At 53.0% G+C, this 21775-nt stretch carries 26 protein-coding genes and 1 other annotated feature; of the genes, 19 read left to right on the top strand and 7 right to left on the bottom strand.

All coding sequences use genetic code 11. The features are described 5' to 3' along the window. Positions 1–133 precede the first annotated feature (133 nt). Positions 134–802, top strand: coding sequence for a ribonuclease T (gene rnt / locus J0A66_RS06875; RefSeq protein ID WP_206573057.1), 669 nt, complete (start codon positions 134–136; stop codon positions 800–802). A 94-nt stretch (positions 803–896) separates the two neighbouring features. Next, complete coding sequence (locus J0A66_RS06870) at positions 897–1775, top strand: universal stress protein (protein ID WP_206573056.1); 879 nt, start codon at positions 897–899, stop codon at positions 1773–1775. A 58-nt stretch (positions 1776–1833) separates the two neighbouring features. Here J0A66_RS06870 and J0A66_RS06865 read toward each other — a convergent pair whose 3' ends face one another. Then, complete coding sequence (locus J0A66_RS06865) at positions 1834–2439, bottom strand: peroxiredoxin (protein ID WP_206573055.1); 606 nt, start codon at positions 2437–2439, stop codon at positions 1834–1836. A gap of 260 nt (positions 2440–2699) precedes the next feature. Here J0A66_RS06865 and J0A66_RS06860 point away from each other — a divergent pair, with 260 nt between their 5' ends. Together J0A66_RS06860 and bfr are read left to right on the top strand one after the other, a co-directional pair. After that, entirely contained in the window at positions 2700–2894 is a 195-nt protein-coding gene (locus tag J0A66_RS06860; protein WP_206573054.1) for a (2Fe-2S)-binding protein, read from the top strand. Between the two features lie 130 nt (positions 2895–3024). Beyond that, complete coding sequence (gene bfr, locus J0A66_RS06855) at positions 3025–3498, top strand: bacterioferritin (RefSeq protein ID WP_206573053.1); 474 nt, start codon at positions 3025–3027, stop codon at positions 3496–3498. A 60-nt stretch (positions 3499–3558) separates the two neighbouring features. Here bfr and J0A66_RS06850 read toward each other — a convergent pair whose 3' ends face one another. Continuing rightward, positions 3559–3906 carry a Grx4 family monothiol glutaredoxin gene (locus J0A66_RS06850; protein ID WP_206573052.1) on the bottom strand — a complete coding sequence of 116 codons (348 nt, stop codon included), beginning with the start codon at positions 3904–3906 and terminating at the stop codon, positions 3559–3561. Between the two features lie 265 nt (positions 3907–4171). Here J0A66_RS06850 and J0A66_RS06845 point away from each other — a divergent pair, with 265 nt between their 5' ends. Continuing rightward, positions 4172–4756 carry a Fe-Mn family superoxide dismutase gene (locus J0A66_RS06845; RefSeq protein ID WP_206573051.1) on the top strand — a complete coding sequence of 195 codons (585 nt, stop codon included), beginning with the start codon at positions 4172–4174 and terminating at the stop codon, positions 4754–4756. A 67-nt stretch (positions 4757–4823) separates the two neighbouring features. On the opposite strand, the gene fadR is transcribed toward J0A66_RS06845, so the two are convergent. After that, positions 4824–5534, bottom strand: coding sequence for a fatty acid metabolism transcriptional regulator FadR (fadR, locus tag J0A66_RS06840; RefSeq protein ID WP_206573050.1), 711 nt, complete (start codon positions 5532–5534; stop codon positions 4824–4826). Between the two features lie 368 nt (positions 5535–5902). Between fadR and nhaB the strand changes: the two genes are divergently transcribed. Then, positions 5903–7483, top strand: a complete 1581-nt coding sequence (gene nhaB / locus J0A66_RS06835; protein WP_206573049.1) for a sodium/proton antiporter NhaB — start codon at positions 5903–5905, stop codon at positions 7481–7483. 64 nt (positions 7484–7547) lie between these two features. Continuing rightward, positions 7548–8075, top strand: a complete 528-nt coding sequence (gene dsbB / locus J0A66_RS06830; RefSeq protein WP_206573305.1) for a disulfide bond formation protein DsbB — start codon at positions 7548–7550, stop codon at positions 8073–8075. A gap of 52 nt (positions 8076–8127) precedes the next feature. Here dsbB and J0A66_RS06825 read toward each other — a convergent pair whose 3' ends face one another. Continuing rightward, entirely contained in the window at positions 8128–8406 is a 279-nt protein-coding gene (locus J0A66_RS06825) for a hypothetical protein (RefSeq protein WP_206573048.1), read from the bottom strand. 239 nt (positions 8407–8645) lie between these two features. Continuing rightward, positions 8646–8763: a sequence feature (His leader region), on the top strand. A 31-nt stretch (positions 8764–8794) separates the two neighbouring features. Between J0A66_RS06825 and hisG the strand changes: the two genes are divergently transcribed. From hisG to J0A66_RS06770, 11 genes are all read left to right on the top strand, one after another. Beyond that, positions 8795–9694: an ATP phosphoribosyltransferase gene (gene hisG, locus J0A66_RS06820; protein WP_206573047.1), complete on the top strand. Its 900-nt coding sequence runs from the start codon at positions 8795–8797 to the stop codon at positions 9692–9694. Positions 9695–9696: 2 nt separating this feature from the next. Continuing rightward, positions 9697–10989 carry a histidinol dehydrogenase gene (gene hisD, locus J0A66_RS06815; protein WP_206573046.1) on the top strand — a complete coding sequence of 431 codons (1293 nt, stop codon included), beginning with the start codon at positions 9697–9699 and terminating at the stop codon, positions 10987–10989. Further along, positions 10986–12071, top strand: a complete 1086-nt coding sequence (hisC, locus tag J0A66_RS06810; protein WP_206573045.1) for a histidinol-phosphate transaminase — start codon at positions 10986–10988, stop codon at positions 12069–12071. The genes hisD and hisC overlap by 4 nt, the downstream gene beginning before the upstream one ends. Beyond that, positions 12068–13138, top strand: a complete 1071-nt coding sequence (hisB, locus tag J0A66_RS06805) for a bifunctional histidinol-phosphatase/imidazoleglycerol-phosphate dehydratase HisB (protein ID WP_206573044.1) — start codon at positions 12068–12070, stop codon at positions 13136–13138. The genes hisC and hisB overlap by 4 nt, the downstream gene beginning before the upstream one ends. After that, on the top strand, positions 13138–13728 hold the full coding sequence (gene hisH / locus J0A66_RS06800; protein ID WP_206573043.1) for an imidazole glycerol phosphate synthase subunit HisH: 591 nt from the start codon (positions 13138–13140) through the stop codon (positions 13726–13728). The genes hisB and hisH overlap by 1 nt, the downstream gene beginning before the upstream one ends. A 38-nt stretch (positions 13729–13766) precedes the next feature. Next, positions 13767–14504 carry a 1-(5-phosphoribosyl)-5-[(5-phosphoribosylamino)methylideneamino]imidazole-4-carboxamide isomerase gene (hisA, locus tag J0A66_RS06795; RefSeq protein WP_206573042.1) on the top strand — a complete coding sequence of 246 codons (738 nt, stop codon included), beginning with the start codon at positions 13767–13769 and terminating at the stop codon, positions 14502–14504. Beyond that, positions 14504–15277 carry an imidazole glycerol phosphate synthase subunit HisF gene (hisF, locus tag J0A66_RS06790; RefSeq protein ID WP_206573041.1) on the top strand — a complete coding sequence of 258 codons (774 nt, stop codon included), beginning with the start codon at positions 14504–14506 and terminating at the stop codon, positions 15275–15277. Before hisA ends, hisF begins: the two co-directional genes overlap by 1 nt. Positions 15278–15312: 35 nt before the next feature. Further along, positions 15313–15942, top strand: coding sequence for a bifunctional phosphoribosyl-AMP cyclohydrolase/phosphoribosyl-ATP diphosphatase HisIE (gene hisIE / locus J0A66_RS06785; RefSeq protein WP_206573040.1), 630 nt, complete (start codon positions 15313–15315; stop codon positions 15940–15942). Between the two features lie 108 nt (positions 15943–16050). After that, positions 16051–16593, top strand: coding sequence for a cytochrome b/b6 domain-containing protein (locus tag J0A66_RS06780; protein WP_206573039.1), 543 nt, complete (start codon positions 16051–16053; stop codon positions 16591–16593). A 1-nt stretch (position 16594) separates the two neighbouring features. Continuing rightward, entirely contained in the window at positions 16595–17161 is a 567-nt protein-coding gene (locus J0A66_RS06775; RefSeq protein WP_206573038.1) for a YceI family protein, read from the top strand. A 254-nt stretch (positions 17162–17415) separates the two neighbouring features. After that, entirely contained in the window at positions 17416–17991 is a 576-nt protein-coding gene (locus J0A66_RS06770) for a 2OG-Fe(II) oxygenase (RefSeq protein WP_206573304.1), read from the top strand. A gap of 26 nt (positions 17992–18017) precedes the next feature. Here J0A66_RS06770 and J0A66_RS06765 read toward each other — a convergent pair whose 3' ends face one another. Then, positions 18018–18626 carry a DUF924 family protein gene (locus J0A66_RS06765; protein WP_206573037.1) on the bottom strand — a complete coding sequence of 203 codons (609 nt, stop codon included), beginning with the start codon at positions 18624–18626 and terminating at the stop codon, positions 18018–18020. 181 nt (positions 18627–18807) lie between these two features. Here J0A66_RS06765 and J0A66_RS06760 point away from each other — a divergent pair, with 181 nt between their 5' ends. Next, on the top strand, positions 18808–19242 hold the full coding sequence (locus J0A66_RS06760; RefSeq protein ID WP_206573036.1) for an Hsp20 family protein: 435 nt from the start codon (positions 18808–18810) through the stop codon (positions 19240–19242). Positions 19243–19302: 60 nt separating this feature from the next. Here J0A66_RS06760 and J0A66_RS06755 read toward each other — a convergent pair whose 3' ends face one another. Together J0A66_RS06755 and J0A66_RS06750 are read right to left on the bottom strand one after the other, a co-directional pair. Further along, complete coding sequence (locus J0A66_RS06755; RefSeq protein WP_206573035.1) at positions 19303–20676, bottom strand: pre-peptidase C-terminal domain-containing protein; 1374 nt, start codon at positions 20674–20676, stop codon at positions 19303–19305. Between the two features lie 271 nt (positions 20677–20947). Continuing rightward, a complete protein-coding gene (locus J0A66_RS06750; RefSeq protein WP_206573034.1) occupies positions 20948–21727 on the bottom strand; it encodes an alpha/beta fold hydrolase in 780 nt (259 codons plus the stop codon). Between the last annotated feature and the right edge of the window lie 48 nt (positions 21728–21775).

The raw sequence follows: 21775 nt of genomic DNA, 5'->3' as shown, positions 1-21775 counted from the left end.
CTTAACCCTATTTGCTGCGTTGGGTATTACTGGATAGCCCGGAGCAGAATTGCCATAATTCCCCCCTTTGTATTCTGGTAAAACCGGCTTCTTGGCTGGATTTGCTACAAAGCCTGGATTAACCACCGTAAAGATGACAGTTCAAACGCCCCAACTCAAGCACAGATTCAGAGGTTATTTTCCTGTCGTAATCGACGTGGAAACGGCCGGTTTCAATCCCAAGAGTGACGCCCTGCTGGAGATCGCGGCAGTCACCCTGAAACTGGATGAGATCGGCCTGATGGTGCCGGATCAGACCTTTCACTTTCATGTAGAACCTTTCGAAGGGGCCAACCTGGAGCCCGCCGCACTGGAATTCAATGGCATCGATCCCTATTGCGCCCTGCGCGGAGCTCTGGGGGAAACGGAGGTGATGAAAGAGTTGTGCAAAGGTGTCCGTAAAGCACAAAAAGCGGCGGACTGTCAGCGGTCAGTGATAGTGGCCCACAACGCCGCTTTCGATCAAAACTTTGTGAATGCGGCTATTGAGCGGGCGGCTATTAAACGTACCCCGTTCCATCCCTTCGTTTCTTTCGACACCACCAGTCTCTCGGCCCTGGCATTTGGCCAGACGGTGCTGGTCAAGGCCTGTCGGGCCGCAGGGATCAGTTTTGATCAGGCTGAAGCCCACTCCGCACTCTATGATGCCGGCAAAACCGCGGAACTGTTCTGCACTATCGTCAATAAATGGCAGGCTCTGGGGGGCTGGCCGGTACTTGAGCCGACTCAGGAAATGTCTGATCAGGATCATAAACTGATATAAATCAAGGTATTGGTGACATATCCTGCTACAGTTATGGGGATCGGATGCATATCGCATTCCGATCATTCCCCCACTAGTGAGTAAGGAATACAACATGAAACATCTGCTGGTGATTGCCGACTTGCCAGGCCACAAACCCAAGGCCCTGGGCAAAGCGAGGCTGATTGCAGACGCCACGGGCTGTGAGCTTACGGTACTCAGTTTCGTTCACGAACAACTGAAGCATTTACCCGACAATCTCAGCGCGGCTCAGCAAAGGGCCATTCAGACAAGTCTGCTGGAACAGCGGCAACAGTGGCTGGATCGGCAGTTGAGCGAAGCCGGCCTTAACAATGCCGGTACTCAGAGTCAGGTAATCTGGGAGAAGAACATTGCCGGCTGGGTACAGGAATACTGTAAGCAGCACAACTTTGATATGGTTCTGAAGACGGGCCATCGCAGCGAAGGCCTGTTCTATACTCCTACCGACTGGCACCTGCTCAGAACCAGTCAGATACCCGTGATGCTGGTGGCCGAAAAGAAATGGCGAAAGCAGCATAATGTGCTGGTGGCACTGGATATGGGCAGTAAACTGCAAAGCAAACAGGCCCTGAACCGACAGCTACTAAGCGCTGCAGTTGACTGGAGTCGCAATTTTGGCGGTCAGGTCCATTGTGTTTACTGTGTGCCCGTCTCTCCTGTCCTCAAGGATCTGATGGGAATCAGCAACAAGCAGGCCGCCCGTGATGCGAAAAAGCAATATCTGCCCATCATTCAGGAGATGGCCGGAGACTTTGCCATCGACAAACATCATGTACATATCAAGGCGGGTGAACCGGACAAAGTGCTCCCCAGCGTTGCTGCCGACATCAACGCCGGGCTGGTGGTCATTGGCACAGTTGGGCGCAAAGGGGTGAAAGGGCAACTACTGGGCAATACGGCGGAAAAGATCCTGGCCCTGCTGAAAACCGATGTGATGGCCATTCAGCCTTAACCTATTCTAAATAAAAAAAGCCGCGTCTGACGCGGCTTTTTTTGCAGTTTCAGGCTCTTTACAGCTCTTCGCTGTGTGCTGCCAGGTACTTGGCCACGCCTTCTGGGTTGGCTTGCATACCTTCTTTACCCTGCTGCCAGCCAGCCGGGCAGACTTCACCATGTTCCTGATGGAAGTTCAGGGCATCAACCATGCGCAGCATTTCATCGACATTGCGGCCCAGAGGCAGGTCGTTCACCACCTGGTGACGGACATTGCCCTCTTCGTCAATCAAAAAAGAGCCGCGGAAAGCGACACCGGCTTCAGGATGTTCGACGTCATAGGCCTGGCAGATCTCATGCTTGACGTCAGCAACCAGGGTGTACTTGACCGGGCCGATACCGCCCTGGTTTACCGGAGTGTTGCGCCAGGCATTGTGGGAAAACTGCGAATCGATGGATACACCAATGACTTCAACACCACGCTTCTTAAACTCGTCATAGCGCTTGTCAAAGGCAATCAGCTCTGAGGGACAGACGAAGGTAAAATCCAAAGGATAGAAGAAAATCACCGCTTTTTTACCCTTGGTGCTTTCCTTCAGATTGAAGTTTTCGACGATTTCGCCATTACCCAGTACGGCGGCAGCGGTAAAATCAGGGGCTGGACGGCCAACTAATACACTCATCATCATCTCCATTTTGGTTGTTAATCCGACACGCCACCCGGGCGGATCAGCTAGAATCATTCCCATGATAGGGGCAACTGGCGAGAAACCAAGGGTCAACACTGCAGTTTAGTGTCGATCGCCGTAAATATGTGCATTTGCTGGTCCATTTGTATCAACCCGGGTTGCAGTTAAGAAAATACCGGCACAGCGCAAAAACTCCTTGGCAAGACAACAAATAGCAATTATTATCATTTGTAGTGATAGAGGAGTAGTTTGCCGTGTTCGTTTGCCTTTGTTATGCCGTAACCGATAAACAAATTGCCAAAGCCGTACGTGAAGAAGGTGCGGGTAATATGCGTGAACTGCGCAAAGCCCTCGGCGTGGGCAGTCAATGCGGAAAATGCGTGCAGTTGGCCCAGCAGGTAATCGATAACACTATCATAGATGAAACCCTGTTCAAGGAAGTCTGCTGAGCCCCCCTGCCTTTGCCCTTTTCCGTGCCTCTCGTTGCATTCCAGCCGGACGAGCGGTAATTTGTTCTCTATACTGAACCAACAAATTACCAGTCTCTGCATCTTGTGATGCGGCACAAGGAGTCCGCTCGTGAAAGGCGATAAGCAACTTATTAAACATCTCAATACCGTTTTGGGCAATCAACTGGTGGCTATCAACCAGTATTTTCTGCATTCACGGATGTTCAAAGACTGGGGTCTGAAGAAACTGGCAGAGCGGGATTACAAGGAATCCATCCGTGAGATGAAAAAGGCCGATGACATCATTGAGCGGGTTCTGTTTCTGGAAGGCATGCCCAACCTGCAGGATTTGGGCAAACTGCATATCGGCGAAGACACCAGAGAAATCCTCAAGTGCGACCTGGCGATTGAACATAAGTTTATTCCTGATTTGCGCAAGGCCATCGAATACGCGGAATCCATACAGGACTACGTGAGCAGGGATCTGCTCGAAGAGATACTGGAAGGTCAGGAAGAACACCTGGACTGGCTTGAGACCCAGTTGGTGCTGGTTGACAAGCTGGGCATGGAAAACTATATCCAGTCACAAATACACGAAGACTGACAGGCTCTCCTCTGAATAAAAAAGGGCCTCGAGGCCCTTTTTTTATTACTTATTGCCGGCTCATTCGGCCTGTTCTTTTCCAGCCTGATTGGCTCTTTCGGCGGCTTCCTTGATCAATGGCTGCAACTCACCTTGCTGGAACATTTCCAGAATGATGTCACAACCGCCGACCAATTCACCTTCCACCCAAAGCTGCGGAAAGGTCGGCCAGTTGGCATAACCAGGCAAGGTGGCGCGAATATCCGGGTTCTGCAGGATATCCACATAGGCGAACTGCTCTCCACAGGCCATCAGTGCCTGTGAAGCCTGAGCGGAAAAGCCGCAACTGGGCAGTTTCGGAGAGCCCTTCATATAGATAAGAACAGGGTTTTCAGCGATTTGCTGTTTAATTTTATCCAGAGTTTCCAAGGTCAACACCTCTTTGCTAAATCTGTCTACAAGGTGCGGCCATTATAGCGTTTTTCAAGCGTCTTCCGCACAGGGTTTCTTGCAAGTCTCCGCCATGACAAAGAAAAGTGCTTGAATTTGACAACGCTGCTCCCATATAGAGACTTTCATGAAGTAAGAACTAAAAAAGTTTTACCCCTCAAGGAGCAGAGCTTTACAATCCAGACGTTGAGTCTAGGATTTAGCTCACATCCTTTTTCTTGTCCCAAAAACATGGAGAATCAATATGGCTTTCGAATTACCCCCGCTTCCCTATGAAAAAAATGCCCTGGAACCGCATATCTCCGCCGAAACTCTGGAGTATCACCACGGCAAGCACCACGCCGCTTATGTCAACAAGCTGAACGGTTTGATCGAAGGCACAGATTTCGAAGGTAAGAGCCTGGAAGACATCATACGTTCGTCAGAGGGCGGCGTATTTAACAATGCAGCGCAAATCTGGAACCATACCTTCTACTGGCATTGTCTGAGTCCCAATGGTGGCGGTGAACCAAGTGGCGCATTAGGTGAAGCCATCAAGGCCAAGTGGGGTTCTTTCTCTGCCTTTAAAGAGGCATTTAATGACAAAGCGGTGAATAACTTCGGCTCAAGCTGGACCTGGCTGGTAAAAAAATCCGATGGCAGCCTGGATATCGTCAATACCAGCAATGCGGGCACGCCGCTGACAGACAAGAGCCTGACGCCCCTGATGACCGTCGACCTGTGGGAGCATGCCTACTACATTGATTACCGCAACCTGCGTCCCAAATACATGGAAGGCTTCTGGGCCCTGATCAATTGGGATTTCGCCGCAGAAAACTTCGCCGGCTGATCCAACTCGATACAAAAAAAGCGCCTACCGGCGCTTTTCTTTTATCTGCTTGTAGGGAGAGAGCCTGTCAGTCCACCAAACCCTTGGGCATTTCACTGCGGATTTCCTGCCAGATCTTGCCACTGGCAATGCCGTATTTGCGAATCAGTCCGGGCACCTGTTCATGGGCGCCAGCCCTGGCCAGTTGCAGCAATTGGGCGTAGTAATCCCGCGCCAGATTGCGGGACTTGTCACAGGAAAAATAATATCCGCCAATTCTGGCGTACAAACCACGGAAACCGTTCATCATCAATACATAGACCCGGTTGCCTGACGCCAAGGCCAAATCATGGTTGAGCCGATAATCATAATCGGCAAAGGCCTGTCCGTCTTCAGGAACATCGCCATAACCCTTGAGGATTTCAGCAGCCTGTTCCGGGGCATTCTTGATGGCCCCGCGGATAAAAACCGCGCTGACACTGGTGCGGGCCGCCAGCAGGTGATCCACCAGCTCAGGGATCCCGGATTCATCCAGTCTGGCCAGAGTTTCCAGGATATTCAGACCACAGGTTTCCCAGAAATTGTTCACCTTGGTGGGCTTGCCATGCTGGATAGTCAACCATCCATCCCGGGCCAGGCGCTGCAACACCTCACGCAAGGTCGTACGGGTCACTCCAATGAGTTCGGACAATTCCCGTTCAGCAGGCAGTATGGTTCCGGGGGGAAATCTGCCACTCCAAATAGATTCGACAATGTACTCTTCGGCAAATCCTGCTGGACTCTGGGCCTTGTATATCATGCAAAAGCTCACTTAAACCGGGTTGTTGTTCTTGTTAGGAAAATGTTAGCCAACTGATTGTACCAGATGTGTTTGCTATTGAAACCAAATTACTTCTGCATCCTTTTTGTCTCGCCGGCCAGCTAGCGCAAGGCTTAAACAACTACCAGTCATTCATCCGGGTTGAACTGGTAAATACCAGAATTGGCTTGCTTTTTTCGTGGCTTCTCTTTAAAACACTCTGTAGTCTGTTCTGACATATAAGGCCATCGTATCCGAGTGTGCATACCGGTCTGCCGAACCCTCCGGGTATCTTGTCGGTCTCTGGCGAAACAGAGAATGATGCCCCTGCGGATACAAGTCTTCATTCATTAAAGGACCAACATAACATGCAACATTCCATGGTCGAGGCATTATTCAAGAATTTTCTCGGCAATGCGCCAGAGTGGTACAAGAAAACCATCATTGCTTTTTTGATCATCAACCCGGTGTTATTCCAGATTAGCCCCTATGCCGCCGGCTGGGCGCTGGTACTGGAGTTTATCTTCACCCTGGCCATGGCGCTTAAATGCTATCCACTGCAACCAGGCGGCCTGCTGGTGTTGGAAGCCGTATTTATCGGCATGACCAGTCCAGGTCATATCAAGCATGAGATAGTGGTCAACATCGAAGTGGTACTGTTGCTGATATTCATGGTGGCAGGTATCTACTTCATGAAAGACCTGTTACTCCATTTGTTTACCCGCCTACTGATCCGGGTAAAGAGCAAGACTTTACTGGCCCTGTCCTTCACCCTCGCCTCTGCAGTCTTGTCGGCCTTTCTGGATGCGCTGACAGTGATCGCGGTGATCATTGCCGTGGCCACCGGTTTTTATTCCATTTACCACAAGGTCGCATCGGGCAAGGACTATCATCACGAACACGATCACACGGCCGATGAACACATGCCCCACCCTACCAGAGACGATCTGGAAGGATTCCGCAGTTTTCTGCGTAACCTGATGATGCATGCCGCCATTGGTACGGCCCTGGGTGGCGTGATGACCATGGTTGGGGAGCCCCAGAATCTGATCATTGCCGAGAAAGCAGGCTGGAATTTTATCGAGTTTCTGATTCGGATGAGCCCTATCACGATTCCAGTGCTGGTTGCCGGTCTGCTCACCACCATCATTCTGGAAAAAATGAGCTGGTTCAGTTACGGGGCCAAGCTGCCCGATACGGTACGGGCCATTCTGACTGAATACAGTCATTATGTAGATGAACAACGCACCAAGAAAGACAGCGCCAAGCTGCTTATCCAGACCCTGATCGCCCTCTGGCTGGTGATCGGACTGGCCTTTCACCTGTCTGCGGTTGGTTTGATAGGCCTGTCTGTTATCGTGCTGGCCACTTCCTTTTGTGGCATCGTGGAAGAGCACCAGATAGGCAAAGCCTTTGAAGAAGCCCTGCCCTTTACTGCCCTGCTATGCGTGTTCTTCGCCGTGGTAGCTGTCATTATCGATCAGGGTTTGTTCACCCCGGTTATCGACTGGGTGCTGACCTATGAGGGCAAAACCCAGATGGTCATGTTCTATCTGGCCAATGGCGTGTTGTCCATGGTCAGCGACAACGTGTTTGTGGGCTCTGTTTATATCACCGAAGTGACCACTGCTCTCAAACAGGGGCATATCACCCGGGATCAATTTGACATGCTGGCTGTGGCCATCAATACCGGCACCAACCTGCCGAGCGTGGCCACCCCCAATGGCCAGGCGGCTTTCCTGTTCCTGCTCACATCGGCACTGGCACCGCTGCTGAGGCTCTCGTATGGACGCATGGTTTATATGGCACTGCCCTATACATTGGTCCTGACGCTGGTTGGCCTGGCGGCAACCTACTTCGGCTTATATGAACTCACTGACTGGCTGTATAATGTGCACTGGATAGAGCATCATAGCCCCACAGAAATCCCCGGTGAGCCAGCTCACTAAGTGTTGAATCATTACCACGCACCACAAAGAGTGCGTGGTCTTATACCCTGAGTACCAAATGACAATGAAGTTTATTGCAAATCTGGCAAGTTGGCCGACCAGGAGCTGGCCCTGGGCGATGCTGTTTTTATCGGCCCTGTTGCTGGAGCTTACCGCCCTGTACTTCCAATACGGTATGGGTTTGGCACCCTGTATTATGTGTATTTACCAGCGCAATGCCGTGTTTTCCATCCTGTTCGCGGGGCTTGTCGGTATGTTGGGACACAATTACCTGCCGGGCCGGTTGGTGGCATTCCTCTTATGGGGAGTGGGGGCCGTGTGGGGGGGGTTAGTGGCAATGGAGCATGTGGATATTCAAACTGCCGCAAATCCTTTTTTCACCGTCTGTGAAATCGTGCCGAACTTCCCGGATTGGTTGCCACTGCATGAATGGATCCCGTCAGTTTTTGCCGCCACAGGTGACTGTGGTGATATAGACTGGTCATTTGCCGGAATGAGCATGCCACAGTGGATGATTGTCGTCTTTGCCCTTTACTCGGCTGTACTGGCCGTCATCCTGAGCATCAGGATCGCTGCCGCCAAAAAACTTTAACAGCAAGGCTAAAGCGCTACCCCTGCTGCTTGTGCGAGTGGGCTTCCGACATTCAGATATAAATATCCAGATGCCCGGGCTCCGCCCGGTTTTCACCTTCCTTGGGCTTGTCGGCCTCGGCACTTTGCTCCTCTGCCTTGCCCATTTTTTTCTGCTGTTTTCTTTTTTCTTCTTCCCGGGCCTGACGCTCTTCGGCAGTCAGGCTCTTTTCGTCTTCTTCGAGTGAACGAAGCCGAGCGTCTTTGCTAACCTGTTCCACTTTATGTTCGTCCTGCACCGGGCTGGGCTTGCCCTCTTTTGGCAGGATAGGGAAAAGTAAATCGTTGACCATGGTTTCTGTCCATTTTTTAACCAGTTATTATATCGGTTCAATCTAAGCTGTCTTTAGAATATGACCAATAAATGTACACGAAAGTGCAAAAAATCAATAAATTATTCCTATCGGTTTTAAGCAGAGTCAGTAAACCGGCAATTTTGTCTTGCATTGCCTCCCTCCAATCAAGTAGTTTACTGGGCAGGCAAACAAGCAAGATCATTAAGCAATATGAACCAAGCGATCCTGAAAGCTATCCATCACCATCATCACCCGGCATAACCTTTCAGGTTCGTGCTGGAAGGTTATTGTTACCTTCCAGTGGAATCTTGATTGTTAAGACCCCTGGAAGGTTACTTCCGGGGGTTTTTCGTTTTCAGGGCATGTATTTTCAAGGTGGGAACAGATGACAGATAACAGCAGACTCAGAATTGCGATACAGAAATCAGGGCGTTTGTGCGAGGGAAGTATGGACCTGCTTAAGGCCATTGGCGTGAAACTGTCGATTCGGGACAGACTTCTGATCGCCCATGCGACCAATTTGCCCATCGACCTGCTCAGAGTCCGGGACGATGACATCCCCGGCCTGGTGATGGACGGCGTGGTGGACCTGGGCTTTATCGGTGAAAACGAGCTGGAAGAAAAAATGCTTGAGCGCCAGGCCCTGGGCAAGCAGCACCAGTTTCAGACCCTGGAGCGGATGGAATTCGGCGGCTGTCGCCTGTCCATCGCCGTACCTAACGAGTTTGACTACCAGGGGGCACAGTCCCTGGCCGGTAAAAAAGTCGCCACCACCTATCCCTATCTGCTGGAGCGCTATTTCAAAGAGCAAAATATCAACGCCAAGGCGGTGATGTTAAATGGCTCAGTGGAAGTTGCGCCACGGGCGGGGCTGGCCGATGCCATCTGCGATCTGGTCAGTACCGGTGCCACCCTGGAAGCCAATGGCCTGGAAGAAAAAGAAGTGATCTTCCGCTCCAAGGCGGTACTGATCCAGCGCGCCGGTGACATGCCGGATGCCAAACAAAAGCTTATCGACAAACTGCTGACCCGCATCAACGGGGTGATGCAGGCCAAAGAAAGCAAATACATCATGCTCCATGCTCCCAAAGGTAGACTGGATGACGTCAAGGCCCTGTTACCCGGTGCAGAAAACCCCACTCTGCTGCCCCTGGCCGGCAGTGACGAGCGGGTTGCGGTGCATGTGGTCAGCACCGAGACCCTGTTCTGGGAAACCATGGAAAAACTCAAGGCCCTTGGCTGCAGCAGCATTCTGGTGCTGCCCATTGAAAAGATGCTGGGGTAAGCATGCAATTCTGGAATCAGCTTAACAAAGCGCAACAACAGGCCCTGTTGGCAAGGCCCGCCATGGCCGACAAGCCAGGTTTGGCCCACGCGGTCAGCGACATTCTCGAACAGGTGCAAAGTCAGGGCGATCAATGCCTGCTGGCCCTGACCAAGAAATTTGACGGGGTGGCCTTAACCCAACTGCGTCTTGGCAAGGATAAGATTGAGGCGGGCATAGCCAGGCTCAATGACAAGAGCAGACAGGCCATCGACCTGGCCTATACCAATATCCGCCGGTTTCATGAGGCCCAGCGTCCATTGGATGTCAAGATAGAGACCAGTCCCGGCGTCATCTGCGAGCTTAAACACCAGCCTATCGCGTCTGTGGGCCTTTATATCCCGGGGGGCACTGCTCCCCTGCCGTCTACCGTATTGATGCTGGGGGCAACGGCGCAGGTAGCCGGCTGCCCGCGCAAAGTGCTGGTCAGCCCGCCCAATAAAAGTGGCAGCCTGAATGCCGAAATCCTTTATGCCGCAATGCTTTGTGGCATAGAGGAGATTTATCTGGTGGGCGGCGCTCAGGCCATCGGTGCGCTGGCGCTGGGCACCCAAAGCATTGTCCGGGTGGATAAGATCTTCGGCCCCGGCAACAGTTTTGTCACCGAAGCCAAGCAACAGGTGGCCAGAATGCCCGGCGGCCCGGCCATCGATATGCCGGCCGGCCCCTCGGAAGTGCTGGTGATTGCCGATGCCCAGGCCAATCCAGCCTTTGTGGCCTCGGATCTGCTGTCCCAGGCAGAGCATGGGGTGGATTCCCAGGCGGTGCTGGTCTGTGACTCGGCCGATTTTGCCCAAGCCGTGATAGCAGAAGTAAAGCTGCAATTAACAACACTAAGCCGCGCCGAGATCGCCCGTCAGAGCATGCAACATAGCCGCTATATCGTCACCGCCGGCATTGAGCAGGCCTTAGAGGTCTCCAACGCCTATGGGCCTGAGCACCTTATCCTGCAATTGGACAAGGCCCGGGACTATCTGCCCCGTCTGACTAATGCCGGTTCGGTGTTTGTGGGTCCCTGGTCACCGGAGTCCGCCGGCGATTATGCCAGCGGCACCAACCATGTGCTGCCCACTTATGGCTATGCCAGAAACACCTCAAGTCTTGGCCTGCTGGATTTTCTGCGCCGCTACACGGTACAGGAACTGACCGAGCAGGGCCTTAGGAATATCGGTCCGGCCATTATGCAACTGGCCGACGCCGAAGGTCTCGACGCCCATAAACAGGCCGTGGCCATCAGATTGGAAGCACTCAAATGAGTCAACTCGAATTGCTTATTGATAAACTGCAGTGTGGGCACCTAAAAGGCCTGAAGCCCTATGAATCGGCACGGCGCCTGTTTTCCGGCGGTCAGGACTGGCTTAATGCCAATGAATCGCCTTTTGTGGGCCAGTTCAGCTTAAATACACAAAAACTGAACCGCTATCCGGACTGTCAGCCCAAATCGGTATTATCGGCTTATGCAGATTATGCGGGGCTGACAGCCGAACAGCTACTGGTCAGCCGCGGCGCCGATGAGGGTATTGAGCTTCTGATCCGGGCCTTTTGCACGCCGGGACGGGATCGCGTCCTGATTTGCCCTCCTACCTATGGCATGTACGCCATCAGCGCCGAAACCTTTAATGTGGGAGTAGACAAAGCTCCCCTTAAGGCCGATTTCAGCCTGGACCTTGAGGCCATGGCCGGCTACCGGGATAAGGTCAATCTGGTGTTTATTTGCTCGCCCAATAATCCCACCGGCACCCAGGTGGCAGGGGAGCAGATTGAGGCCGCCCTGGAACTGTTCGCAGACAGCGCCCTGGTGGTGGTCGATGAGGCCTATATTGAATTTGCCAGCGATACGGGCTGGGCAAAGGAACTGGTCCGCTTCCCGAATCTGGTGGTGCTGCGCACCCTGTCCAAGGCCTTTGGCCTGGCGGGTATACGCTGTGGTTTCACCCTGGCCGCCCCGGCGATCATCCAGGTACTGCTGAAAGCCATTGCTCCGTATCCGCTGCCAGAGCCGGTGGCGCAAATCGCCGCTCAGGCCCTTTCCCCTAAGGGGCTGGAATGGATGCGGGAAAAAGTCATGCTGCTCAATCAGCTAAAGACAGAGTTAACCACCCAACTAAATGACATACCAGCCTTTACTCCAGTGGGAGACATCCAGGCGAACTTTATTCTGGTGCGGGCAGAGCAAAAACAGGCCCTGATGGACTATCTGGTGGGTCGGGGGATCCTGATCCGCGACCAATCCAAGCAGGTGGCGCTTAATAATTGCCTGCGCATCAGTATCGGGGATATAGAGCAAAATGCGCGGCTTCTGGCTGCCATCCACACCTTTTATCAGGAGCAAGCATGAGCCAGCAAGCAATCCTTTTTATCGACAGAGACGGCACCCTGGTGGAGGAGCCGGCCATCGACAAGCAACTGGACAGCCTGGAAAAACTGGTCTTTGAGCCTATGGTCATTCCGGTGCTGACCCGTCTGTCCCAGGCCGGTTTTAAGCTGGTGATAGTATCCAACCAGGACGGCCTTGGCACCGGCAGTTTCCCGCAAGGGGATTTTGATGCCCCCCACAACAAGATGATGAACCTGTTCGCCAGTCAGGGGGTGCGCTTTGAGGATGTGCTGATTTGCCCGCATTTTGATGCGGATAACTGCAGTTGCCGCAAGCCTAAACTGGGTCTGGTGAAAGACTATCTGCAACAGGGCAAGGTGGATTTTGGCCGCTCCTTTGTCATTGGCGATCGGCAAACGGATCTGCAGCTTGCCGAGAATATGGGCATCGTCGGGATACGTTACGATCGCCAAGAGAACAACTGGCTGGCCATTGAAAAGCAGTTGCTGAGCCAGGGGCGTAGGGCCCAGGTCATCCGTACCACCTCGGAAACCGATATCCGCGTGCAGGTGGATTTGGACAACCAGGTCAAATCCACCATCGAAACCGGCATCGGCTTTTTCGATCATATGCTGGATCAGATTGCCACCCACGGGGGCATTACCCTGAATGTGCAGGTCAAAGGGGACCTGCACATCGACGATCACCATTCGGTGGAAGATACCGCCCTTGCCATCGGCGAAGCGCTGCGTAAGGCCCTTGGCAATAAACGCGGCATCGGCCGCTTCGGTTTTGCCCTGCCCATGGATGAGTGTCGCGCCGAATGTGTGCTGGATATCTCCGCCCGTCCCTACCTGAAATTCTCTGCCGATTTCAGCCAGGAGCGGGTGGGCGAGATGTCCACGCAGATGGTCTCGCATTTCTTCCGCTCCCTTGCCGACAGCATGGGTATTTCCCTGCATTTATCCACCACTGAGGGCAACGCCCATCACCAGGTGGAAAGCCTGTTCAAGGTGTTTGGCCGGGCGTTGCGCCAGGCCGTCAGCAAACAGGGCGATGTGCTGCCTTCCAGTAAGGGGGCGTTATAGTGCAGTTAGTTATCGTCAACACCGGCTGTGCCAATATCTCTTCGGTACGTTTTGCCATCGAGCGGCTGGGCTATTCGGTTAAGGTGTCGGATAAGCCAGCAGAGATCGAGTCCGCCGATAAAGTCTTTCTGCCTGGGGTGGGCACCGCCAGCGCCGCCATGCAGCAGATTCGCGAAAAAGGCCTCAGTGAACTGCTGCCGAATCTGCGCCAACCTGTGCTGGGTATCTGTCTGGGCATGCAGTTGATGACCCGTTACTCCGAGGAAGGTCAGGTGGCCTGCCTTGACATAATGGACACTCAGGTTACCCGCATGCAGGTGGGCAAGTTGCGACTGCCCCATATGGGCTGGAACCAGGTTGATCCGCAGAAGGATTGCCCGCTGTTCCACGGAATCCAACGCGGCAGCTATTTCTATTTCGTGCACAGTTTTTGCGTGATGGTGGGTGAGCATACCCTGGCCAGTTGTGACTATGAGGTGCCCTTCAGCGCCAGCATTGGCCGGAATAATTTTTATGGTGTGCAGTTCCATCCGGAGCGCTCGGGAGAAGCCGGTAGCCGACTGCTGAAGAATTTTATTGAATACTGCTAAGGCCCTGGGTCATTAGCCTGGAACAAGAGACAAGATAAATGATTATTCCTGCGATCGATTTGATAGAGGGTGAAGTGGTTCGTCTTTACCAGGGCGACTATGAGAAAAAAACCCAATACGACTTTGCGCCGGTGGAAGTGGTCAATCGCTATGCCGAGGCTGGTGCCACCTGGCTGCATATCGTCGATTTAACCGGTGCCAAGGATCCGCAAAGACGCCAGTTGAATTTAATCGGCCAGATGGTGGCCACCAAGCGGATGCAGTTTCAGGCCGGCGGCGGCATTCGCAGCGAAGCCGATGTGGAAGCCCTGCTCGAAGCCGGCGTCAGCCGCGTGGTCATCGGCTCCCTGGCGGTGAAACAGCCACAACTGGTGAAAAGCTGGATTGCCAGATACAGCGCCGAGGCTATCGTGCTGGCGCTGGATATTAATATCAGTGCCGATGGCAGAAAATGCCTCGCCACCCATGGCTGGCAACAGGACAGCGGGGTAGAGCTGGCGCCGCTGCTGGATGATTTCCTGGCAGCCGGTGCCCGCCATGTACTGTGCACTGACATCGCCTGTGACGGTACCTTGCAGGGACCCAACCAGGCCTTATATGTGCAAATGAAACAGGACTTCCCGGCCATCGTCTGGCAAGCCTCTGGCGGCACCGGCAGCCTGCAGCATCTGACTGAACTCAGGGGTACCGGAGTGGATTCGGTGATCCTCGGTCGGGCTTTGCTGGAAGGCCGGTTTACCCTCGATGAGGCTATTGCCCTGTGGGAGAAAAACTGATGCTGGCAAAACGTATTATACCCTGCCTGGATGTCAAAGACGGCAAAGTGGTCAAAGGGGTACAGTTTCGTAACCACGAGATTGTCGGCGATATCGTGCCACTTGCCGAGCGTTACGCGCAGGCAGGTGCCGATGAACTGGTGTTTTATGATATCACCGCTTCCAGTGATGCCAGAGTGGTGGATAAAAGCTGGGTCAGCCGTATCGCCCGGGTGATCGATATCCCCTTTTGTGTGGCCGGCGGTATCAAATCCGTGGAGGATGCCGGGCGCATCCTGGAGATGGGCGCGGATAAAATTTCCATCAACTCCCCCGCCCTGACAAATCCTCAGTTGATCAACGAACTGAATGACAGGTTCGGCCAGCAATGCGTGGTCATTGGTATCGACAGTTACTTTGATCAGCAAAGCGGCCAGTATCAGGTCAAGCAATTTACGGGCGATGAGAAACGCACCCAGACCACCGGCTGGCAAACGGCCGACTGGGTCAAAGAGGTGCAGGCCAGAGGCGCCGGTGAGATCGTGCTGAACTGCATGAACCAGGATGGGGTGCGCCAGGGTTACGATATCAGGCAACTGACACTGATCCGCGAGATCTGCACCCTGCCCCTGATTGCCTCAGGGGGGGCCGGCCAGATGGATCATTTCAAAGAAGCGTTCGAGCAGGCGGATGTGGACGGAGCATTGGCCGCATCGGTATTTCATAAGGGGCTGATTCAGATCCCTGAATTGAAACAATACCTGCGCGACCAGGCCATTGCCATCCGCGACTGATACGGATGGCTCACTGACAAACAAAGAGCATTAAGATGATTATCAATAATGACAATATCCACCAGCTGGCCTGGGAAAAAATGGACGGTCTGCTGCCGGTAGTGGTGCAACACGCCTTCTCGGGTAAGATCCAGATGCAGGGTTATATGAACCTTGAGGCAGTAAAGAAAACACTGCAAAGCGGCAAAGTAACCTTTTACAGCCGTTCCAAAGGGCGTCTGTGGACCAAAGGTGAAGGTTCCGGTCATACCCTGGATTTAATGGAGCTGTCCGCCGATTGTGACCAGGATGCACTGATTGCCCAGGCCATTCCCAATGGGCCCACCTGTCATACCGGCGATCCTTCATGCTGGCATCAGGGCGCCACCCCGGCCATGACCTTCATCGCCGAACTGGAGCAATTGCTGGCCTCGCGCAAACAGGCAGAGCCACAAAGCAGTTATACGGCCAGTTTGTATGCCAAGGGCATCAAGCGGATTGCCCAGAAAGTCGGTGAGGAAGGCGTAGAAACCGCACTGGCGGCGACTTCAGGTGACTGGGAAGAGCTGAAGAATGAAAGCGCCGACCTGCTGTACCACCTGCTGGTATTGCTTCAGGCCTGCGATCTCAGCCTTAACGACGTGGTCCGGGTGCTGCAGCAGCGGCATCAGATGTCCAGGCCATAACAGACTAACCGTTCGATATAATTGAACTATCCTGGCGAAATTTAGCCATTTAAATTACCCTGTCACCCAGTTAACCTCAGCGTTACTGTTTGAATAAGGAGATTGCCGGTGCAGAAGAAGAGCACTGGATGGGGGTGGCCCCTGCTGCTGACTCACTGGCTGAGTGCCGTTGCCCTCATCGGACTGTTTGCCCTGGGCTGGTGGATGGTGGATCTGACCTACTACAGTGACTGGTACAAGACGGCGCCGCATATCCACAAGAGTGTCGGCATACTGCTCGCCCTGCTGACACTGGCCAGAATTGGATGGCGCATATCTCGTGGCCGTCCAGAGGCTATCGGTAAGGCATGGGAAATCAGGCTGTCACACTTTGTCCATATCCTGATCTATTTGCTGCTGATTACCATATTTACCAGTGGCTACCTGATCAGTACCGCCGATGGCAGTGCCATTGATGTATTTAACTGGTTCAGTGTGCCAGGCCTGGGTGAATTTGTAGAGAATCAGGAAGACCTGGCCGGAGAGTTTCACGAATACCTGGCCTACGGCTTGATGGGGCTGGTCCTGCTGCACACAGCAGGCGCCCTCAAGCACCACTTTCTCGACAAAGATAAGACGCTGATTAGAATGCTTAAACCCAAGGAGAGATAACATGAACAAGACTCTTATCGCCGCTGCGGTGCTGTCCCTGTCCAGCTCGCTGGCCCATGGCGCAGACTATGTGATAGACAGTAAAGGGGCCCACGCCTCCATTAACTTTAAGATCCAGCATCTGGGCTATTCCTGGCTGACCGGCCGCTTTAACGATTTTGACGGCCAGTTCAGCTACGATGCCGATAAACCGGAAGCGTCCAGTATCAGTGTCAACATTGATCCGGCCAGCATCGACACCAATCACGCCGAGCGGGACAAGCACTTGCGAAGTGACGATTTTTTGCATGTAGATAAGTTTGCAGAGGCCAGCTTTGTCAGCACCAAAGTAGTCAAGGACGGTGACGAGCTGGATGTGCACGGCAATCTGACTCTGCACGGCGTGACCAAGCCCATTGTCATCGAAGTGGAAAAAGTTGGCGAAGGGAAGGATCCCTGGGGCGGTTACCGGGTTGGCTTTGAAGGTGAAACCCGCATCGCCCTCAAGGACTTCGGTATCGATTATGACCTGGGCCCGGCGTCCACGCATGTAGAGCTGGAGTTGCATATTGAAGGGGTGAGGAAGTAACCGGCATTTCCCTGCACGGGCCCGCTTAGCGGGCTTTTTTATGATCGGGAAAAACACATACCGTGCGTGAAGCATCTGCAGACCTGGTGTTGCGAAAGCCCTAAATAATTGGTGACAAAACCATCAATCTGGAGTAAAAAGCGCTGCCTCTTCTCTGCCGGAATCTTCTCTTGAGCGCTATTGTCCAGTTTCCCTCGACCACTGACTATCCAGGCTATGATCTGCTGGCCGACAGTCTGGTGGATAAGGGCTTTATGGTGGTGCCGGATCTGATCCCCATGCAACTGGCCCAGGCCCTGCTTGAGGAAGTTACCGCGTTTAACGAACAGCAGTTTCAACAGGCTGCCATTGGACGGGAGCAGCAGCAACAACAGAACCCGTTTGTGCGCACCGATGCCATCCGCTGGCTGAGCCAGCAGTCTTCCGCCCAGGCTCAGTTCCTCTGCCTGATGGAACAATTGCGTGTGGAGCTGAACCGTCGTCTGTTTATGGGTCTTTTTGACTACGAATGCCATTTTGCCCACTATGCCCCGGGAGATTTTTACAAAAAGCATCTGGACGCTTTTAAAGGCAAGACCAACCGAATACTCAGCACTGTGCTTTACCTGAACCCGGGCTGGACTGCGGACGATGGCGGCGAGTTGTTGATGTATGAGAAAGATGACAAGCAGCCCTTTTTAAAGCTGACGCCGCTGTTCGGCCAGATGGTTATCTTTCTTAGTGAGCGCTTTCCCCATGAAGTGCTGGCAGCAAAGCGGGACAGATACAGTATCGCCGGCTGGTTCAGGGTGAATAACAGTATTGGGGGCGCCATCGATCCGGCCAGATAAAACGAGCTGTGTTGAGAGAAACGGGGTTATTGACCAAAACGCTTCCCGCCCTTGTCCAGATAATCCAGTTCCTCTTTGGTGGATGGCCTGACCAACACCTCATTACGATGCGGGAACCGCCCAAAGCGGGCAATAATATCCCGGTGCTCGATGGCATATTTCAGGGCATTGGCCGCAGCCTGATGCTGAGCGCCGTCAGGGTACTGCTCGGCGAGCATCTGGAATAACTCGACGCAGCATTCCTGGCTGGGCAGATCTTCGGCATGCTCCAGTGGGTGATAGAAAAACAGGCGCTCCACCAGTGATAGCTGTTTATCCTGCTGCTTTTCCCTCCCTTCATTACACAATGCCAGCGCCAGGGAGTCGAAAGCAAAGGCCTGTGGCTTGCCCCGGTAGATATTACGACTGAACTGGTCAAACAGCAGGATCAGGGCCAGACGGCCTTTTGCGCTGTCTTTCCAGTCATCATGTTTACCTTCGGCGGCCTCTGTAAGCAGCTCACTAAATTCAGCTTCTATCTGCTTATCCAGTCGTTTGGTTGATGCATACCAGAGTTGTTGTTTTTCCTTAGGCGCAAGCTCATCTGAAATTTCCCCGAACCAGAACTGGTAGATCCGTTCAATCTGCTTGTTCATAACTTAAAATCCTTATTTTTCTTTCACTTAAAAATTCTTCAGCAAAAATTTTCAATATCAGCCGTTGAAAGCCTGCAGCCCAACCCTATATAGGAGTTGTCGATGCCGCAAGGGTCGACAAACTAACTGGCCGCCGCGTTGCGGGGCAAATTAAACCATATTGCTTTATGAGGATATGCACATGCGTAATATCGATCTGTCTCCACTTTATCGTTCATTCATTGGCTTTGATCATCTGGCCTCTATGCTGGATGCCGCCAGTCAGAATGAAAAGCAACCCTCCTATCCCCCCTACAATATCGAATTGTTAGGCGAGGACAAATACCGCATTACCATGGCTGTGGCCGGTTTCGAACAATCCGAAATCGAAATCCAGGTAGTGGAAAATACTTTGCAGGTCAGCGGCAATAAAGCTGGCAAGGAAGAAGAGCGTAAATTCCTGCATAAGGGGATTTCCGAGCGAAATTTCGAACGCAAGTTCCAACTTGGCGACCACGTCAAGGTGCTGACTGCAGACATGAAAAACGGTCTGTTGCACATTGACCTTGAGCGGGTGATCCCCGAAGCCAAGAAGCCACGCAAGATTGAGATTGGCTCAAACCTGCTGGAAAACTAAGCGCTTAACATCCCTCAATAGTAAGGCGGCCTGGTGGCCGCCTTTTTGTTACCTAAAACGTCAGTAGGGATTGGAAGGATAATAGAAACCGCTGTTACGGCCATCGACGTCCAGACGGATAGGACTCACACTGGAAGCGCCGGTTGAGAGGTTGAAGGTGTCGCCCGATACGAGCTTGTATCGCAACAGATCATGCAAAATAACCGGCTGTCCACAGCTGGTCTGGACAAAATTGGTCTGGCTGTCCGTTGCCAGCACATAGGCCTCGTATTGGCCATCCACGACCCCCTGACCGTCGCTGGTAAAGAAGATGGAGGTGGCTTCGGATACACCAATGGCCCGTTTCCCCATGCCGATATGAGCCAGGAACACCGCCATCCGCCCCATTCTGTCACGTTCATAGAAATGGGTATCGGTGATCAGATTCTGCATGATATCGGTGGACAGGAAGTTATTGCTGATATTGATGGTCTGATGACAAAAATCCGTGACCACTTCTTCACTCAGTGCGCCGGCCACCCCGTCAGGATCGTACACATACTGGCTTTGCACCGCATTGCCCGCCGAGGTGCCGCCTATTACCCCGTTACGCTGATAAACCGAGTCGATGGCAGATTGCACCTTAGTGCCCTGCCAGGCATTTAAGTAAGCGGACTGATCGCCTCCTGAAATCCACACGAACTCGGCACTGCGAATCGTCCAGTCCACGTAGTCAGAGTCGGCTTTGGCGCGGCTGTCGATAATCAGGGTTTCCACCGAATCGGCACCGGTCAGATTAAGCAGATAATCGTTGTAGGCGTCAGTACCTGTCGCTCGCAGGACCACCACATCACCGCCTTTAATATGCGGCGCGATGCGGTTGGTAAAGGCAGCATCCACATCGGTACCACCGCCCATCAGCAACACACCACCTTGATTACCCAGTACCGGACAACTGTCGGCCGTGTCGCCCACCAGGCTTGCAGTAAGGTCCGTCGGTTTACCCGGTCTGGCGCCAAAGTCAGTACAGCTACCGCCGCCCCCACTGCCACCAGTGGGGAAATTAACTGTCAGGTCGTAATCCCCTGTTCCACTGTAGCGGGTAACCTTAATAAAATGATCGCCCCCAGCCGCTGAATAACTCCCTTGCTCTGGATTGGCACTGGTTTCGCCACTGGCCACAGCCGAGCCCGAAGCCTCATACAAGAACCAGTCGAAGTCATCGTTACTGGCGTGACTTAAACTGATATCAATAGTGCCGCTGCTTGGCAGGGTAAATTGATACCAGTCCACATCGCTGCGACTGCCAATGGTTGCTGAAATTTGGGTGCCGGAGCACAGTGGGCCATCTGCCGATCCTTCGGTGTTGTTGCTTTCCGTTTCGTTGGTAATACAGGCAAAGGCCTGGGCGGATTGCACAGCCAATAACAAGGCTGCCAGTTTCAACACTCGCATAATTGCTCCAAAGAGTTTTTATTGTAATGAAAGCACCCGACCTATTAACGGGTACGGATAGATACACCCGGCTGGCGGGCGTAAATTCTTGGGGTTAGTGGCAGTGGTTGACTACTCGTCGAACCATTCTGAGAGATGAAAATCGGTGGAACAGTCATGCACTGAGCGCACGGCAGAGCGTGGCAATTTATTGATAGTGCGTCTGTTCACGATAGGGAAGTCCGAATGTTGAGACAAATTAACATTCTCATAACATTCAGCACCGGTCAAGTCATAACGCCTTGTGCTGCTCCAGCCAGGCCAGGATAGGCCGGTTAACCTCAGCAGTATGGCTGATGGGCGACATATGTCCGCCGGAAACCTGCAAATGGCGCCATTGTGGTTGGAACTGCAACAGCCCTTCTGCCACGGCCCGGGCTGACTCCCGGGTTTGTTTGCCGGACATCAGTAAAGTCGGCGCCTCAATGGCGGCATAATCATCAAAGGAGTAGGATTCGTTCATCAATGCCTGAAAATCCAGTGCTACTTTCGGCACCTGACGGGTAAACAGGGCTTGCATTGAAGGTGAAACGGATTGGAAAAAGCCATTGCCGTTCCAGTAATCCACAAAACGTTGCGCGGCCTCTTCTGCGCTTAGTTCAGGCATAACGGCACCCAGCTCACTCACCTCGGCAAATCCCGGATGAGACTTGTCCAGTAAATGAAAGGCCACCGGCTCAAACAGGATTAACGAGGCAATACTGTTGGGTCTTTCATAGGCAAGCTTAAGCGCCACCGCCCCGCCGTAAGAGTGGCCGACAAGGTGAAAGCGTTGGATGCTGAAATCAGATATGGCCTGCTCGATACGTTCCACCTCGTCCTGCAAGGAAAAGCCCGTATGCTTGTCTGCGGCGGGGGCCCGGCCATACCCCAGTAAGTCGACATTGATGACCTGATAATCTGGCTCAAGCGCTTCCACCAGCTCCCGCCATTGCCTGGCGTTACTCATGGAGCTGTGCAGCAACAGCACGGTGGGGCAACTGTGGTTGCCACTTGCTACGATGCCTTGCATACCGTCCTCGTATAGTCTGCCGTCCAGAAAGAAAAGCCCGAACGAGTC

The sequence above is a fragment of the Bowmanella dokdonensis genome (assembly GCF_017254865.1).
GTDB lineage: Bacteria > Pseudomonadota > Gammaproteobacteria > Enterobacterales > Alteromonadaceae > Bowmanella > Bowmanella dokdonensis.
Note: the sequence above shows the minus strand (reverse complement) of the source record. Positions and strands in the feature narration are given on the sequence as shown.